This window comes from Streptomyces sp. NBC_01476 (assembly GCF_036227265.1).
Lineage (GTDB): Bacteria > Actinomycetota > Actinomycetes > Streptomycetales > Streptomycetaceae > Actinacidiphila.
The window spans coordinates 833641-849288 of sequence record NZ_CP109446.1 but is presented as its reverse complement, the minus strand read 5'-3'; the positions used below and the strand labels follow the sequence as shown (position 1 = coordinate 849288).

General features: G+C 74.1%; 16 protein-coding genes. 6 read left to right on the top strand and 10 right to left on the bottom strand.

Annotated elements, in window-relative coordinates:
- Positions 1-124 precede the first annotated feature (124 nt).
- The 6 genes from OG552_RS03715 to OG552_RS03690 form a co-directional block, all read right to left on the bottom strand.
- Positions 125-1009 carry an SDR family NAD(P)-dependent oxidoreductase gene (locus OG552_RS03715; RefSeq protein WP_329129548.1) on the bottom strand — a complete coding sequence of 295 codons (885 nt, stop codon included), beginning with the start codon at positions 1007-1009 and terminating at the stop codon, positions 125-127.
- Between the two features lie 141 nt (positions 1010-1150).
- Positions 1151-1732 (bottom strand): TetR/AcrR family transcriptional regulator, encoded by a 582-nt coding sequence (locus tag OG552_RS03710; protein ID WP_329129547.1) that lies wholly within the window; start codon positions 1730-1732, stop codon positions 1151-1153.
- A 149-nt stretch (positions 1733-1881) separates the two neighbouring features.
- Positions 1882-3549, bottom strand: coding sequence for a RecQ family ATP-dependent DNA helicase (locus OG552_RS03705; RefSeq protein WP_329129546.1), 1668 nt, complete (start codon positions 3547-3549; stop codon positions 1882-1884).
- Between the two features lie 521 nt (positions 3550-4070).
- Complete coding sequence (locus tag OG552_RS03700) at positions 4071-4613, bottom strand: PRC-barrel domain-containing protein (RefSeq protein WP_329129544.1); 543 nt, start codon at positions 4611-4613, stop codon at positions 4071-4073.
- 65 nt (positions 4614-4678) lie between these two features.
- The gene (locus OG552_RS03695) at positions 4679-5335 is read right to left on the bottom strand and encodes a hypothetical protein (protein ID WP_329129543.1); all 657 of its coding nucleotides are present in this window, start codon (positions 5333-5335) and stop codon (positions 4679-4681) included.
- A 232-nt stretch (positions 5336-5567) separates the two neighbouring features.
- The gene (locus OG552_RS03690) at positions 5568-6437 is read right to left on the bottom strand and encodes an LLM class F420-dependent oxidoreductase (RefSeq protein ID WP_329129542.1); all 870 of its coding nucleotides are present in this window, start codon (positions 6435-6437) and stop codon (positions 5568-5570) included.
- Between the two features lie 363 nt (positions 6438-6800).
- On the opposite strand from OG552_RS03690, the gene OG552_RS03685 reads away from it, so the two are divergent.
- Positions 6801-7700 carry an LAETG motif-containing sortase-dependent surface protein gene (locus tag OG552_RS03685; protein ID WP_329129540.1) on the top strand — a complete coding sequence of 300 codons (900 nt, stop codon included), beginning with the start codon at positions 6801-6803 and terminating at the stop codon, positions 7698-7700.
- 247 nt (positions 7701-7947) lie between these two features.
- Positions 7948-8415: a hypothetical protein gene (locus OG552_RS03680; protein ID WP_329129538.1), complete on the top strand. Its 468-nt coding sequence runs from the start codon at positions 7948-7950 to the stop codon at positions 8413-8415.
- Between the two features lie 145 nt (positions 8416-8560).
- On the opposite strand, the gene OG552_RS03675 is transcribed toward OG552_RS03680, so the two are convergent.
- Positions 8561-9058, bottom strand: coding sequence for a GNAT family N-acetyltransferase (locus OG552_RS03675; RefSeq protein WP_329129537.1), 498 nt, complete (start codon positions 9056-9058; stop codon positions 8561-8563).
- Positions 9059-9341: 283 nt separating this feature from the next.
- On the opposite strand from OG552_RS03675, the gene OG552_RS03670 reads away from it, so the two are divergent.
- Entirely contained in the window at positions 9342-10193 is an 852-nt protein-coding gene (locus OG552_RS03670; protein ID WP_329129535.1) for a phosphatase PAP2 family protein, read from the top strand.
- 27 nt (positions 10194-10220) lie between these two features.
- Here the strand turns inward: OG552_RS03670 and OG552_RS03665 are convergent, their stop codons facing one another.
- Positions 10221-10958: an SDR family oxidoreductase gene (locus OG552_RS03665; RefSeq protein WP_329129533.1), complete on the bottom strand. Its 738-nt coding sequence runs from the start codon at positions 10956-10958 to the stop codon at positions 10221-10223.
- Positions 10959-11094: 136 nt separating this feature from the next.
- Here OG552_RS03665 and OG552_RS03660 point away from each other — a divergent pair, with 136 nt between their 5' ends.
- Positions 11095-11937, top strand: a complete 843-nt coding sequence (locus OG552_RS03660) for a helix-turn-helix domain-containing protein (RefSeq protein WP_329129531.1) — start codon at positions 11095-11097, stop codon at positions 11935-11937.
- 37 nt (positions 11938-11974) lie between these two features.
- Here OG552_RS03660 and OG552_RS03655 read toward each other — a convergent pair whose 3' ends face one another.
- Entirely contained in the window at positions 11975-12865 is an 891-nt protein-coding gene (locus OG552_RS03655; protein ID WP_329129529.1) for a helix-turn-helix domain-containing protein, read from the bottom strand.
- Positions 12866-13021: 156 nt separating this feature from the next.
- Between OG552_RS03655 and OG552_RS03650 the strand changes: the two genes are divergently transcribed.
- Entirely contained in the window at positions 13022-14278 is a 1257-nt protein-coding gene (locus tag OG552_RS03650) for a lactonase family protein (protein WP_329129527.1), read from the top strand.
- Positions 14279-14521: 243 nt separating this feature from the next.
- Here the strand turns inward: OG552_RS03650 and OG552_RS03645 are convergent, their stop codons facing one another.
- Positions 14522-14986 carry an ATP-binding protein gene (locus tag OG552_RS03645; RefSeq protein WP_329129525.1) on the bottom strand — a complete coding sequence of 155 codons (465 nt, stop codon included), beginning with the start codon at positions 14984-14986 and terminating at the stop codon, positions 14522-14524.
- A gap of 271 nt (positions 14987-15257) precedes the next feature.
- Between OG552_RS03645 and OG552_RS03640 the strand changes: the two genes are divergently transcribed.
- On the top strand, positions 15258-15572 hold the full coding sequence (locus tag OG552_RS03640) for a hypothetical protein (RefSeq protein ID WP_329129524.1): 315 nt from the start codon (positions 15258-15260) through the stop codon (positions 15570-15572).
- Positions 15573-15648 lie beyond the last annotated feature (76 nt).

The window sequence follows — 15648 nt, the reverse complement described above, 5'->3', positions numbered from 1 at the left end:
CTGTTCTCCAGCATGCCCGCAGGCCGGGCCCGGGTCCACCGGACGAGATTCCCGCAGAAGCCGCATCGCGGCCGAACCGGTGCGACCGGCGCCGTGCCTCCTTCGGTGCGGCCCGGCCGGTCCGTCAGCGGGCCTGTGCCAGCAGGTCCTCCAGCGAGGTCCGTCCGAGGTCGACGTCGCTGGCGAAGTCGGCGGCCCGGCCGACCGGCGCCCACGCGACGGCCTCGTCCTGCCGGGTGCGGCCCGCGGCGAGCGACAGGTCCACCGCGTCGGAGCCCAGCAGCAGCCGGCGCGGCGGATCGGCCAGGCCGGCGACCTTGACCAGGATCCGGGCGGCGCGTGCCGGGTCGCCGGGCTGCTTGCCGTCGCTCTGTGCCCGGTAGGTGTGCATCCAGCCCACGGTGGCGGCGTAGTCCTCGCTGGTCTCGGCGATGGCCATCGACGAGCCGGCCCAGTCGGTGCGGAAGCCGCCAGGCTCCACGATGACGACCTTGATGCCCAGCGGCTCGGTCTCGGCCGCCAGCACCTCGGAGAAGCCCTCCAGGCCGAACTTCGCGGTCTGGTACGGCCCCAGGCCCGGGGTGGCGCCGACCCGGCCACCCACCGAGGAGAACTGCAGGAAGAGGCCGGAGCGCTGCTTGCGGAAGACCGGCAGCGCGGCCTTGCTGACATTGATGACGCCGAAGAGATTGGTCTCGATCTGGGCCCGGAACTCTGCCGGTGAAGTGTCCTCGATCGCCCCGCTGTTGGCGTAGCCGGCGTTGTTGGCCACCACGTCAAGGCCGCCGAACTCGGCCACGGCGGTACGCACCGCCGCCTCGGCCGCTTCCGCGTCGGTGACGTCGAGCGCCACCGTGCGCACCTGGTCGCCGTAGCGCTCGGCGAACTCCGACAGCTGCTCGGGGCGGCGGGCGGTCGCCAGCAGGCGGTCGCCGTTCTCCAGTACGGCGCGGCTCAGCTCGCGGCCCAGGCCGCGCGAGGCGCCGGTGATCAGCCAGGTCCTGGCCATGACGGTGTCCTTCCGTTCGTGTGTTCCCGCTCCGGTCGAGGGCGCCGGGCCCGGCGACCGGAGGAGACCCTCCGCCGAACCGGAGGGGTGTCTCCACTGTACCGGAGGGATGCCTCCGGTGGGTGGAGGCGGGGCGGCGCGTCAGGGCCGGCCGAGGGCGGGCGGGTACCGCAGGCCGTCGAGGGCCACGCCCGCGACCGCGTCGATCTGGGGCCCGCCGCCGGGGAAGTCCAGCAGCGCGATACCGGTCAGCAGTCGCAGTACGTCGTCGATCCCGACGTCCGAGCGGACCGCCCCCGCCCGCTGGGCCCGGTCCAGCAGGGGGCCGCCCGCGGCGTAGATGGCCTTGCGGCACTCCAGCACCACCGGCGATTCGCGGGCCATCTCCTCGGTGAAGGCCCGCTTGTTGCCGATGAAGGTCACGAAGTCGCGCAGCCACCGCTCCAGGGACTCCCACGGGCCGAGGTCCCGCACCTGCTCGGCCGAGTCGCACAGCACCTCGACCTCGTGCACGTAGACCGCGTCGAAGAGCACCTGCCGGGTCGGGAAGTTCCGGTAGAGCGTGCCGATGCCGACCCCGGCCCGCCGGGCGATCTCCTCCAGCGGGGCCTTCGCGCCGAGCTCGGCGAACGCCTCGCGGGCCGCCGCCAGCAGTGCGTCGAAATTGCGGCGCGCGTCGGCGCGCAGCGGCCGGTCCGGCGGAACGGGAAGCGAGTACGTCACGGCGGTCAATCCTCCGGTCCTGCCGGTGTGCGTTCACCCCGGCGGCCGGGGGTGGCCTGCGCCAAGCCGGAGTGGTGCCTCCACTTTACCGGGGAGCCGGGGCCCGGCCCGCCCCCCGACGAGCCCTCGACACCGGCTGTCGGTGGGGGTCAGCCGGTCGGCGTGAGGAGGTCGTTCTCCGTCACCACCGCCAGGGATAGGGTGCGGTAGCCCACGGAGAAGAGCACCGTGAGCTTGCCGTCGTCCTCGCTCATCACCTCGCCCTCGCCCCACTGGCTGTGCCGGACCCGCACACCGGGCCGGAACGGGCTCGTCACGGGGGTGGCCGCCGCCGCAGGGGCTTCCGCGCCGGAGGGGGACGCCGCGCAGGTGTCGCAGGCCCCGCACGGCGCCGCCGTCTCCTCCCCGAAGTAGCCGATCAGGAACCGGCGACGGCACCCCGTGGTCTCGGCGTAGCCGCGCATCATGTCGACCCGGGACTGTTCGAGCAGCCGGTGGGTGCCCGCGATCCGCACCGCCTCCTCGACGGCCTCCTCGACCGCCACCTCGACCGCTCCCGCTTCCTCCCGCCCCGGCCCCGCCCACACGCTGCCGTCCGGCCCGGTGCGTACCGCCCCCGTCTGCTCCAGCAGGTTCAGCGCGGCGGACAGCCGGGTCGCGGACAGCTCGCACGCCGTGCGCAGTTCCGCGGCCGGCACCGGCGCCGACCGTTCCCGTACCTCCCGTGCCACCGTCGAGAGCGTGTCCGCGTCGGGTGCGCCCGCGGCGAAGAACCGCTGCATGCCCAGATCCTGCGAACGGTAGGCCAGCACCGCCCGGGCCGGGGCGCCGTCGCGCCCCGCGCGCCCGATCTCCTGGTAGTACGCGTCCAGCGAGCCCGGCACCGAGGCGTGCAGCACGAACCGTACGTCCGCCTTGTCGATGCCCATCCCGAACGCCGAGGTCGCCACCACCACATCGAGCTCGCCCGCCAGGAAACGGTCGTGCACATCACCGCGTTCCGCCGCCCGCAGCCCGGCGTGATACGGCGCGGCGGCCAGCTTCAGCTCTGCCAGCTCCTCGGCGTACGCCTCCGCGTCCCGCCGGGTCGCCGCGTAGACGATGCCCGGCTTCGGTTCGGCCACGGCCCGCTCCACGACGAACCGCCGCTTCTCCGCGTCCTCCTGGAAACCGGCCACTTCCAGCCGGATGTTCGGCCGGTCGAAACCGGCCACGATTTCCCGGGTGTCCCGCATCCCCAGCCGTTCGGCGATGTCCTTGCGCACCGGGGCCGCCGCGTTCGCGGTCAGCGCCAGCACCGGCGGCCGGCCCAGCCGCTCCACGGCATGCCGCAACCGCAGGTACTCCGGCCGGAAGTCGTGCCCCCAGGACGACACACAGTGCGCCTCGTCCACCACGAACAAGCCGGGCCTGAGGACGGCCAGTTGGTCCACCACGTCGTCCTTCGCCAGCTGTTCGGGAGCCAGGAAGACGAAGTCGATCTCGCCGGCGCTGATCCGCTCCCAGGCCAGATCCTTGTCCGCCTGCCGCTGCACCGAGTTGACCACCGTGGCCCGGCCGCCGCCGCGCTCCACCAGCCCCCGCACCTGGTCCCGCTGGAGTGCGATCAGCGGCGACACCACCACCGTGGGGCCCTTCAGCAGCACCCCGGGCACCTGGTAGATCGCCGACTTGCCGGCACCCGTCGGCATCACCGCGATCACGTCGTGCCCCTTCAACACCGCCTTCATCGCCGTCAGTTGCGCCGGCCGCAGCCGTTGCCACCCGAACACCCGCCGAGCGGTGCGGCGCAGCCGGTGTGACGTGAATACGAACATGGGTCTCCTCAAAGGGCGGCGATCCGTCGGGCTGCGGATACCCGTCCTGGCGGCGGGTACCGCCCCGTGAACCCCCGTTGTCGTACGGGTCCGGGCCCCGCGGGCGGCGTCCGCACCGGACGGTTGCCGGTCACGGGGGAGAGTGCGGGTCTTTTCGTCGCGGGGGGTGATCCAGGCCGATCCGCCCGACGGCTGCCGCGTTTCGCCGCGACCGGCAGTCTCGTGCTGATCCCGGGCGCCGTCCGGACGGTGGACGCGCGGGACATCACGTGCCGTTGCCGGTTTTCTTCGACCCGCCGCCGCGCCGGGAGCCGGCGAAGGGCCGGGACCCGGTGTTCGTGACCCACGAGGACGACCGGCGGCAGAGCGAGTGGGTGTCCCGCCCCGTTCCCCGGCCGGGCGGAGGCCGGACCTCCTGGTGATGGCAGATCCACCGGCGGCACGCGCGGGCACTCGCCGTACGGCCGGCCCGGTGTGCTGTCCGGGCACCCCGGCCCCGCCTGAGCCCGGCCGCGGTGGTGTCAGCCCTTCTCGCCGGGTCCGTCGGGCGCCACCGTCGCTCCGCCGGCCTCGGGAGCGTACAGCCGCAGCCGCGGCAGGTCGCCGGGCTCCCCGGAGACCAGCTGCGGGGCCGGTCCTGGCGAGAGCTCGGCCACGCCGGAGACCTCGCCCGCCGCACCGGTGAGCGGCAGCGGCGGGCGGGTGTCGCCGACCCCCGGCGCGGCGGACTCCTCGGTGGCCGGCAGGGTCAGCCCGTAGTACGCGTAGAGCTCCTGCTCCTGGTCGAGGGCGAGATGCTGGTCGGCGTTGATCCGGGGCGCCGCGGACACGGTGTCCCGGGCGTAGGCGACGCGCAGGCCGCCGTCCGCCGCGGCGAAGGCGTCCTGGAGCGGGACGAACGTGTGCTCGGTGCCCTCCGGGTCGCTGTGCAGGGTGATCCATTCCGGCAGGCGGCTGCGGTAGTCCAGATACACCTCGGCCACCACGCCGATCGGCTTGCCGTCACGGTCGTAGGCGGTCCGGTGCTTGAGGGCTTCCGGGTCCTGCAGGAGGTCTTCGGCCATGGGACGGCTCCTTAGTGGAAGGTGCAGGTCCGGCGCCTACCCTCGTCAGCCGGTGGCACTCCCGATCAGCCGGCCAGGAGTCCGAACCGGGCCGCCAGCTCCCGCGCCAGCTCCTGCGGAGACCGCGTACCGTCCACCGTGCGGATCGCCGCCGGGTCGGCCTGGGCCCGTACCTCCGCGTCCCACAGCGCGTCGCGGTCGAGCCGCCGCTCCAGCACCTCGGCGGGATCCAGGCCGCCCCAGTTGGCCCGGGCCCTGGCCGGGTCCGCGTAACGGGCCGAGAGCACGCGGCGCCGGAAGGCCGGGGTGGGCAGGAGGTGCACGGCCTGCTCGGGCCGGGCCAGCAGCGGGGCGAGGTCACGGGGGAGGATGCCGAAATAGTCGACGACGACCGGCTGCTCCGGCGGGTACGAGAGCAGGTCGGCCACCAGGAAACCGGCAGTCTCGCCGTGCAGCCCCGGCATCGCCTCGAACACCTCCCGGGCCGAGCGCCCGGCCCACATCTCACCGGGCCGCAGCCGGGCCAGCGCGGCCAGCCGGGGATGTGCGTCGGGGTCGGCGCGGACCGCCCAGCCGTGGTCCGCCCGGTCACCGTCGAGCACGGTCACGCCGTAGCGCGCCGCGAGCAGCCCGGCCACCGTCGATTTGCCCGCCCCCGTGCCGCCGGCGATCCAGCGCACCCGCGCCAGCCGCTCGGCGAGGGCCCCCTGTGTGGAAAACACCCCGTGCACCTCGCTCGCGATCCCGCACCGGGCCGGCCGCGGCCGGACCCGAGTCCTCCCGGCCCGGCGGTGCCTGAGCGCACCCCATCGGCCGTGTGGGGGACACCGTAGCCCCGCGCGGATGGGAACGCCCGTACGACACGGCCGCTCCTCGGCCGGCGCGCAGCCCACCCGGGCGCAAAAGCCGCTTCCCCGGGCCGAGTTGACCCGGCCCGGGGAAACAGCGCCCGGGTCAGAGCGGAAGCGCCGCGGCCAGCTCCCGCCACTGCGCGCGCGGCAGCGAACCGTCCGCGCTCAGCGCCTGCACCGCCACATGGTCGGCGCCCGCCGCGTGGAAGGCGTCCACCCGGGCCCGGATCGCGTCCAGATCACCGAGTACGTACAGCGCGTCCACCAGGCGGTCGCTGCCGCCGTCGGCCAGATCGGCCTCCTCGAAGCCCCGCCGCAGCCAGTTGTTGGTGTAGTTGGGCATCTTCAGGTACGGGGCGAGCGCACCGCGTGCGGTCGCCCGGGCCCGGCCGAGATCGGTGTCCAGCACCGCGCCCAGCTCCGGTGCCAGCAGCGCGTCCGGGCCCAACTCCGCCCGGGCCTGGGCGACATGCTCGACGGTGACCAGATACGGGTGCGCGCCCAGGGCGCGTGTCGCGGACAGCTTCAGCATCTTCGGCCCGAGTGCGGCCAGCACCCGCCGGCCGGCCGGCACCGGGACCGGCGCCGCGTCCAGCTCGTCCAGATACGACACCATCTTCGAGTAGGGGCGGGTGTATCCGGGCGTCATGGCCTCGTGGCTGGTGCCGAGCCCGAGCACGAACCGGTCGGCGGCGGGGGCGTCCACCTTCGCCAGTCCGGCGGCCACCGAGGCGGCGTCCTGCCGCCAGATGCTCAGGATCCCGGTCGCCACCGTTATCCGGCTGGTGGCGTCGAGGACCGGCAACACCTGGTCGAGCAGCGGCGAACCGCCCAGCCAGACCGTGCCGTACCCCAGCTCTTCCAGCTCGGCGACGGCCTCCCGGTTCTCCTCCGGTGCGGGTGCGTCCGCCCTGCTCAGCGCGCCGGACCAGATACCGACCCGGCCGAAGCGGCTGTATGTCTGATCAGTCATGTACGACGCAACCGGCCTGGTGCGAGGGTCTATTCCGCGCATGGGGCCGGATGGGTGCAAGTCGGTGCTGAATCGCTCGGACGGCTCCTTTGGGCGATCAGTCGTACAAACTTTGGCAATTGGACCAGGGTTAGCTGTACAGATGTACCGGACACCCGGCATACTCAGCGCCCTGGCCATCTGGCCGTAGATCTTCCATTTCGGCGGCGAGGCTCTCGCAGGCCAGGGGTCCGGGTCTCGCATATCGCGTGCGTCTTCACCCGCTCTGCCTGCTCCCGGCTGCTCCGCCCAGGGATCAGGGAGCAACTCTCAGTGCACGGTTCAATAACCAGACGCGCCATAGCCGTTGCCGGCACCGCTGCCATGACGGTGGCTCTTTCGGTGGCCGGCGTGGGTGCCGCGCAGGCGCACAACGGCGGTTCGTCCGACAAGTGCGGCCAGGTCTCGGTGAAGTTCTCCCTCGACGGGGGCAAGCACTGGACCACCAACGGGCGCATCGACGGTGGCAAGCCGCCGACCACGATCACCGTGAAGTTCACCGGCAACTCCAAGCAGGGCTGCGAGTACCCCGTCTCGCTGGCGTCCTACAGCGCCGAGGGCCCGGACTGGGCGCACTCCGGCACCCAGGCCTTCCTCGGCTGGGACACCGCGACGCTGTCCAGCAAGAACAAGCAGGCCACGCTCGACATCAGTGATGTCGCCCCGACCTGCTTCGGTCAGGTCGACCTGTACGGCAACGGCACGAAGTACGACGGCACCGAGGGGAAGCTGCCGCACTACCCGGACTCGGCCACGCCGACCCAGCTGATCACCGCGTGGAACGGCGGCCAGAAGTGCGACACGCCGCCGACCACCCCGCCGGCGTCGCCGACCGACTCCGCCACCCCGACCCCGAGCGACTCCACGTCGGCCACCCCGACCCCGAGTGACTCGACGTCGGCCACGCCGACGCCGTCGGACTCCACGTCCGCCTCGCCCAGCACGTCGCCCAGCGACAGCGGCTCCCCGTCGCCGAGCGTGTCGGACACCGCTTCCCCGTCTCCCTCGGCGACCACCCCGGCGGCCGGCGGCGGCAGCGTCACCCCGCCGACCGGTACCCCGGTCGTCTCGCCGGTCTCCAGCACCCCGACCGGCAACCTCGCCGAGACCGGTGGCAACGGCTCGCAGACCGTGGCCTTCGCCGGCGGCGGCGCGGCACTCCTGGTGATCGGCGGCGGCGCCGTCTACTTCACCCGGCGTCGCAACCGCACGGCGGGCAACTGACGTCACCACGCTCCGGCGTGAACAGGGACGCCCCCCGGACCCACGGTCCGGGGGGCGTCCCTGTCCGCTGTGCGGGCAGGGACGCGCCGCGGCGGCGCCGCGGATCCCGCTGCCAGGGCCGACCGAGTGCTTGGCCCCGCCGTACCGTTATCGCCGCCGGCCGGCGGGCATCAGCAGTCATGTCCGGATCATGGATGCCGGGGCGGCCGGGTGCGGCGGTCGCGGCGACAAGGAGAGCGGGGAAGCCGTGAAGGCACTGGCGGGCGCGGCGATCATCGGAGTGGTCTCGGGGCTGCGCAGCCAACTCGGGGTGGCCGCGGTCGCGCTGACCACCGGCCCGCGGACGACGTCCCGCCCCGCCGCACTGCTGGCCGGCCGGAAGGCCACCGCGGCGACGGTGACCGGAGCACTCGGCGAACTCGCCGCGGACAAGCTCCCGACCACACCCAGCAGGCTGAGCCCGGCCGGCCTCGTGCCGCGGATCGCACTGGGCGCCTTCGCCGCGGCGGCGCTGACCCGGCGGAGCCGTTCCGGGCTGCCGCTGCCCGCGGCCCTGGCCACCGGCGCGGCTGCCGCCTTCGCCGGCTCCCACGCGGGCGCCTGCTGGCGGCGGGCGACGGCCGGCCGCGGCCTGCCGGACTGGCCGGCCGCCCTCGCCGAGGACGCCACCGCGGTGGCCCTCGCCTGGGCCGCCTGCTCCCTGCTGCCGGCCTGACGGCGTGGCCTGCCCCGGCGCCCTCCGCGGGCCCGTCCCCGGCGTCTGCTTCCGCCAGTGCCCCGTCCCCGGCCTCCGCCCCCGCCTGCGCCCCGGCCCCCGCCTCTGCTCCCGCTCCCGCCCCCGCCCCTTCCGGGACCGGACCTCAGTCCGCGTCCGGCAGCGCCAGCCACTCCTGCCAGGACAGGTCGCGTCCCACGTACCGGGGCCGCCGGAACGGCCACTGCTCGGCGATCCAGCGCGGCACGAAGGCGTCCAGGGCCGCCTGCAGGCCGGTGCCGGCCAGTTCGTCCACCAGCCACCAGGAGATCTCGGCGTCGGCGCCGGCCTTCTCCGGCGGATCGATGTACACGCAGCCGGCCAGCGCCGTACCGGCCGCGTCGAAGAGCGCGTAGTTGAAGGACTCGTGCGCTTCCGTCTCGCGGGCGTGGCGTTCGAGGTCGGCCAGGTCCTGCTCGTACGTCATGGTGGCCGGCGGCCATCCCCACGCCTCGCCGTAAATGGCCCACAGCCGTTCGCGCGAGCCCATCACCGCGGGGTAGTCGAGATCCGTGTCGGAGCCGGCGATCGGGCGCAGGTGGTGGGCCCCGCCGGGCAGCGGTACGCGCAGCGGGTGGACGAAGTCCTCGGGCAGCCAGGGCATGACGGGACGCTAACGGCACACCGCCGGGCACCGCACCCGGATAACCGTTTCCGCACCCGGTCCGGAACCGGCCGGGAGCGATGCCGCGGGGGCCTCGGGGCAGGCGTAGTCGCGGCAGATGAACGTGAACGGGGCACTGACGGGAAGCTTGGGTGACCGATGTATTGTCTTGCGGGTCGTCGGGGCGCCTTCCGCTGGAGCGTCACACCTCGCGCGCGACGCCTGCCGGCGTCGGCGCCGCAGGAGCCGAGAGCCATCAGAAGTGCCAGGAGGGGGAGCGCTTGTGACCGCGACGCGCCCGGTCGAGACCGCCCAGGAGACCTCCGCGCGACGGGAAGGCCGGCCGAGGTTCGGCCCCCTGCTGCCGGACCGGCTGCGGCGGACCGGCCGGCCACATCTGCTGGTGGAGCTGGCCTTCACGGTCGGACTGTATCTGGCCTACAGCCGGACCCGGCGTTACGTGCCCTCGCACCGGACGGCGGCGCTGCACCGGGCCCGGGAGATCCTGTCCGCCGAACGGTGGCTGCACGTCGACATCGAGCTGACCTTGAACCACGCCGTCGACAAGGTGTCGTGGCTGGTGGTCGGCATGAACTACTACTACGCCACGCTGCACTTCATAGTGACGCCGCTGACCTTGATCTGGCTCTACGCCTTCCGCCCCGAGCGCTACCGGGCCGGCCGCACCGCCCTGTTCAGCGCGACCCTGCTGGCCCTGTTCGGTTTCGCCTTCTTCGCGCTGGCGCCCCCGCGCTTCCTGCCCGACGAGGGGTTCATCGACACCGTGGTCACCCACCACACCTGGGGCTCATGGGGGTCGGGACACGTCTCCACGGTGTCGAACCTGTACGCGGCGATGCCGTCGGTGCACATCGTCTGGGCCGCCTGGAGCGGCCTGACCATCGCCTTCCTGGCCAAGCACACCTGGGTGCGGATACTCGGCGCCCTCTACCCGCTGGCCACCCTCACAGTGATCCTCTCCACCGGCAACCACTTCATCGCCGACGCGGCGGGCGGCGCCCTCACCCTGACCCTCGGCTTCCTGATCCAGCGGCTGCTCAGCGGCAAGCCGGCGTACCGCACCCGGACCGTGGGCGTCACGGCGGACGGCTGGCTCAGCCGGCCGGTCGTCTGACCGGCCGGCCCGGGGCCCCCGGGCCGCTCAGCCCTGCGCGGTGGGCCGGACGACGATCTCATTCACGTCGACCTCCGCCGGCTGGCTGACGGCGTAGTCGATCGCGGCGCCGATCGCCGCCGCCGGGATCGCGATGGCCATCTGGCCGCGCACCGCGTCCCGCACGTCACCGTCGCTGATACCGTCGGTCAGTTCGCTGCTGGTCAGACCCGGGCTCACCACGGTGACCCGCAGCTCGCGGCTCTCCTGCCGGAGCCCTTCTGACAGCGGGCGGACCGCGAACTTGGTGGCGCTGTAGACGGCCGCCGTCGGGTCGACCCGCAGCCCCGAGACGGAGGCGATGTTCACCACGTGCCCCGAACCCTGGGCGTGCATCAGCGGGAGCACCGCCGCGATGCCGTGCAGCACCCCGCGGAGATTGACGTCGATCATGCGGTTCCACTCGTCGACCTTCAGAGCGTCCAGCGGCGACAGCGGCATGACGCCCGCGTTGTTCACCAGCACGTCGACCCGTCCGTAGCGGGCCTGTGCCGCCCGGACGAAGGCGTGCACGCTCTCCGGGCGGGTCACGTCCAGTTCGTGGGGGAGGGCGTCCGCGCCCCCGGCCGTGAGTTCCTTGGCGAGCGCGGTGATCCGGTCGGCCCGGCGGGCGCCGAGGACCACCCGGTGGCCCGACCCGGCCAGCCGCCGGGCGGTGGCTTCGCCGATGCCGCTGCTCGCGCCGGTGATGAGGACGACCTTGCCGGTGGTGGGGGTGACGGTCATGGCGGAGCCTTTCGGAGATGCGGTGCGGTGGACTCCTGCGAGCATGCGCCGCCGTACCCGGCGGGGGCAGGGCGAGGCTTCCTGGGTGCGGCACACCCAGGACCGCCGGGCCCGCGATGCGACGTACGATGCCAAGATGAGCGGCAATGACCTGGGGGACTTCCTGCGGGCCAGGCGCTCCCGGCTGGACCCCGCCGAGATGGGCTTCCCCGGGACCGGCGCCCGGCGCGTCGCCGGGCTGCGGCGCGAGGAGGTCGCGGTGCTCGCCGGGGTGAGCGTGGACTACTACGCCCGCCTGGAGCAGGGCCGCGAGCGCCACCCCTCAGGGCCGGTGCTCGACGCCATCGCGGGGGCCCTGCGGCTGGACAACGACGGACGCGGGCACGCCTACCGGCTGGCCGGGCTGGCGCCGAAACCGGCCGCGGCGCAGGAGGAGGCGGTGTCGCCTGCCCTGCTGCGGCTGATGGACGGCTTCCCGATGGCGGTCGCGTACGTGATCAACCGCCGGCTCGAAGTCCTCGCCTCGAACGCGCTGGCCGACGCGCTGCTCTCCCCCCTCGCCGACCCCCGCGACATGGTCCGTGCGCTCTTCCGCGACCCCGCCGCCCGGCGGCTGTTCGCCCAGTGGCCGTCGGTCGCCCGTGACACCGTCGCCGCCCTGCGGCTGGCCGCGGGGCACGACCGGCGCGACCCCGGGGTCGCCGCGCTGGTGAAGGAGCTGCTCGGGGCGAGCGAGGACTTCGCGGCGCTCTGGGAGGACCACGGGGTCAGCCGTCTCGGCAGCCGGATCAAGGTCTTCGACCACCCCGATGTGGGCCGGATCACCCTCACCTACCAGGCGTTCGACGTGCAGGAGGCGCCCGGGCAGTCCCTGCTGGTCGGCAGCGCGGAACCAGGCAGCGCCGACGCCGATTCGCTCGCCCTGCTCGGCTCCCTGCACGCGGTGGGGCGGGACGGGCACCGGACGGACCGCGACTGACCTCCCGCGCCGGCTGTGCCAACCTCCGGCGCCGGCGTCAGCCCGCGGGCAGGTTCGGACGGTCGGGCGCGGCGGCCTCGCTCGTCCAGCTGGCCAGCAGCCGCAGCGCCTCCCCGGCCGCTGAACCGGCCTCGGCGGTGTAGATGCCCAGCACCTGGTCCGGCTCCCCGGTGACGGCCAGCGCCTCGTAGTCGAGGACGAGTTCGCCGACGAGCGGATGGTGGAAGTGTTTGGAGCCGTAGGTACGGCGGTGCACGTCGTGGTCGGCCCACCAGCGGCGGAAGTCCTGGTCGCGCAGCGAGAGCTCGCCGATCAGCCCGGCCAGCCGGGGGTCGTTCGGGTGCTGTCCGGCGGACAGGTGGAGGGAGGCGACGCAGGCGCGGGCGACGTCCTCCCAGTCCGCGTACAGCGCGCGGGCGCCCGGGTCGAAGAAGATGAAGCGGGCCATGTTCCGCTCGTGGTGCGGCAGCGCGTCGAAGTCGGTGTAGAGGGCGCGGGCCAGCCGGTTGGTGGCGAGCACGTCGGTGTGGCGCCCGACGACCAGCGCCGGCACCTCGGTCAGGGTCTCCAGCACCCGGTACAGGCCCGGCCGGACCCGCTGCGGCGGCAGCGGCCGTGACCGGGGCCGGGCCGGCCGCGCCACCGCGAAGAGATGGCCGTGCTCGTCGTCGTTGAGCCGCAGCGCCCGGGCGATCGCGTCCAGCACGGTCTCGGAGACGTTGACATTGCGGCCGCGCTCCAGCCGTACGTAGTAGTCGACGCTCACCCCGGCCAACTGGGCGACCTCCTCACGGCGCAGCCCCGGTACCCGCCGGGGGCCCGGGGTGGGGGCAAGCCCGGCCTCCTCGGGGGTGATACGGGCCCGCCGGGTGCGCAGGAACTCCCGCAGCTCGCCCTTTTCGCCCGGCACGGGCTGGTGGTCGGTCATGCTTCCACGCTACGACGGGGGCCGGGCCGGGGGTCGCCGCAGAGGGGTACTGCCGGACCCCGTCACCCTCCGGCGGGCGGACGCCGCCTTGCCACCGTGCCTGGTCCGGTCCAGGTTGGAGGGGGACAGCGGCGGTCCGCGGAATCTGGAGGCGGTATGGGCAGCGGCGACGGTATCGACGGCATACGGGCACCCCTCGGCGGCGGGGGCGCGGCCCGGCCGCCGCGCACCCTGAGCCGGCGCGGACTGCTCGCCGTGGCCGGCACCGGAACGCTCGCCGCCCTGCTGACCGGTGCCTCCTGCGAGGCGAGGACCCCGCCGCCGGCGGACCGCCCGGCCGCCCCTGAGCCCCGGGACACAGCCGGCCCCGCCCGCCTGCTCTACCTGGGGACCTACACCACCGACGGGGGCGGCAACGGCGTCGGGCTGGCCTCCTACGACTCGCGGACGGGGGCGCTCACCGCGGCCGGCACCCGCGACGGTGTCGCCAATCCGTCGTTCCTCGCCCGGTCCGCCGACGGCAGCCGTCTGTACGCGGTGGACGAGCAGGCGAAGGGCGCGGTGACCGCCATGTCGGTGGGCGCCGACGGCGGACTTGAGGTGCTGGGCGCGCAGAGCACCGGCGGCTCCGGGCCCTGTCACCTGTCGGTGCACTCCGGCGGCAGGCACCTGCTGAGCGCCAACTACGACTCGGGCAGCATCGCCGTCCACCCGCTCGCGGCCGACGGCGGTGTGCTGCCCCGTACCGATCTCGTGCAGCACACCGGTTCCGGCCCCGACCCCGACCGGCAGGACGGCCCGCACGCCCACATGGTGCTGAGCGACCCGGCGGGGGCGTACGTCCTGGCCGTGGACCTCGGCACCGACACGGTGTACACGTACCGCCTCGACCCGGCCGCGGGGAAGCTGGCCGCCGTGTCGCAGGCACCGGTCGAGCCGGGCTCGGGGCCGCGGCATCTCGCCTTCCACCCGTCGGCCCGCTTCGCGTATCTCGCCAACGAGTTGGGCGACTCCGTGATCGTCTGCGGCTACGGCCCCGGCACCGGCGCGCTCACCCCGGGGGACCCGCAGCCCACCGTGCCGGCCGGCGAGCGGACCGAGGACCGCAACTACCCCGCCGAGGTGGTGGTCTCGGCCGACGGCCACTTCGTCTACGTCTCCAACCGCGGCCACGACAGCGTCGCCCGCTTCGCCGTCGAGGACGGCGGTGCCACCCTGCGCCTGCTGGACGCGGTCCCGGCCGGCGGCGCGTACCCGCGGCACATCAGCCTCGACCCGTCCGGCGGGCTGCTCTTCGCCGCGAACCAGAACTCCGGCACGGTGACCGTCTTCCACGTCGACCAGGCGTCAGGCGCCCTGACCCCCGCGGGCACGCCGTTCCCGACCCCGATGCCGGTGTGCGTCCTCCCCTGAGCACCGGCCGGACGTACGGGGCCTTGCCCCGGGGGGCCCGCTTCGGCCGTACCCCCGGGCACGCGCCCGGACGGCGGTCTCCGCTTCCGCGACCAGACCCGGGACCCCGCGCACTGCCCTGACGGGCGTCAGGCGCGGGTGCTCGTCCCGGCGGCGGACGGTGGCGGGCGGTGGGTGTGACGTGCGGAGGTGGTGGGCGGTTCCCGGATCGGGGACCGCCCACCACCTCCGCGCGGTCGCGGGTCAGTGCAGCGGCAGCGTGACCGTGATCGTCTTGCCCACCGGCCCGGCGTCGGAGGGCCCCTCCCCGGGGGTCCTCCCGTACGGCTCCACGACCACCCGGCGGGCGAGCCGCTGGATGATCGGCCAGCCGAATCCGCCGGGCCGGTAGTCGTGGGGGAGCCGCGCGCTGGTCACCGGCGCGACCGCGACATGGTCGCTGATCGCCAGCACCAGCATGCCGTCGGCCACCCGGGCCTGGAATCCGGTGATACCGCCGCCGTGCATGATCGCGTTGGTCGCGAGTTCCGAGGCGACCAGCAGTGCGTCCTCCGCCGGCCGCGGGTCGCAGTCCTCGCCGCTCTCCCGCAGTGCGACCCGGACCCGCTGCCGCACGTCCGCCGCACCGACCGGAAGCCGGTCGGAGCCGGGCGGCTCCGACCGTACGTCGGCGGGCGATCCTCCGCCCACATGGCGGTGTGCGCTCATCGCTTCCCCCATGACTGGATAGCTTGGTACAGCTCGGTCTTCAGGGACGGTGCGCTGAGACTGGTCGGGCCTGGCAGTTCACCGTGCCGGTGCAGCCTGCGGCGTGGCGGCCCCGGCCTTTTCACTGGCCGGCCGGGCCGCCGCGCCGGTCGGTTGTTCCGGCCTACCCGGGCGCCTTGCCGCCGGACGGCACCCGAAACGAAAGCGGGCCGGGCAAGCACCGGACGGCCCCCACCGGTTTCCGGCCATGACCGCCGGGCAACCGGCCTCCATGAACCCCGAGACGCCCGTACACACCGCGAACCCCGAGCACGCCGCGAACCCCCGGAATCCCGGGAGCGCCGACCCGGACGAAGTGGAGACCCGCGGGGACGAGCACCATGTGCTGCTCAGCGCGGACACCAATGGGGACGGCAAGCCCGATGTGTGGATGACCGACACCACCGGCGACGGCAGAGCCGACCTCTACCAGTTCGACACCGACGGCGACGGCGAGATCGACGTCACCATCGCCGACCGCGACGCGACGGCCGACCCCGAACGGGTCACCGTCGAAGGAGACGGCGGCCACCCGCTGACCCCCTGATCCCTCGCGTGTCCCCCGGCTGAGCCGGCTGAGCGGTGCCGGTCCGCCCGCGCCGGGGAGCGGACCCCGAGCGCGG

What these genes read in the sequence shown, in the direction of transcription:
- OG552_RS03705 (WP_329129546.1), bottom strand. Translation starts at nt 3,549, where the DNA reads ATGTTCGTATTCACGTCACACCGGCTGCGCCGCACCGCTCGGCGGGTG.
- OG552_RS03675 (WP_329129537.1), bottom strand. Translation starts at nt 9,058, where the DNA reads ATGCCCTGGCTGCCCGAGGACTTCGTCCACCCGCTGCGCGTACCGCTG.
- OG552_RS03645 (WP_329129525.1), bottom strand. Translation starts at nt 14,986, where the DNA reads ATGAGCGCACACCGCCATGTGGGCGGAGGATCGCCCGCCGACGTACGG.
- OG552_RS03655 (WP_329129529.1), bottom strand. Translation starts at nt 12,865, where the DNA reads ATGACCGACCACCAGCCCGTGCCGGGCGAAAAGGGCGAGCTGCGGGAG.
- OG552_RS03685 (WP_329129540.1), top strand. Translation starts at nt 6,801, where the DNA reads ATGACGGTGGCTCTTTCGGTGGCCGGCGTGGGTGCCGCGCAGGCGCAC.
- OG552_RS03690 (WP_329129542.1), bottom strand. Translation starts at nt 6,437, where the DNA reads ATGACTGATCAGACATACAGCCGCTTCGGCCGGGTCGGTATCTGGTCC.
- OG552_RS03640 (WP_329129524.1), top strand. Translation starts at nt 15,258, where the DNA reads ATGAACCCCGAGACGCCCGTACACACCGCGAACCCCGAGCACGCCGCG.
- OG552_RS03700 (WP_329129544.1), bottom strand. Translation starts at nt 4,613, where the DNA reads ATGGCCGAAGACCTCCTGCAGGACCCGGAAGCCCTCAAGCACCGGACC.
- OG552_RS03665 (WP_329129533.1), bottom strand. Translation starts at nt 10,958, where the DNA reads ATGACCGTCACCCCCACCACCGGCAAGGTCGTCCTCATCACCGGCGCG.
- OG552_RS03650 (WP_329129527.1), top strand. Translation starts at nt 13,022, where the DNA reads ATGGGCAGCGGCGACGGTATCGACGGCATACGGGCACCCCTCGGCGGC.
- OG552_RS03660 (WP_329129531.1), top strand. Translation starts at nt 11,095, where the DNA reads ATGAGCGGCAATGACCTGGGGGACTTCCTGCGGGCCAGGCGCTCCCGG.
- OG552_RS03715 (WP_329129548.1), bottom strand. Translation starts at nt 1,009, where the DNA reads ATGGCCAGGACCTGGCTGATCACCGGCGCCTCGCGCGGCCTGGGCCGC.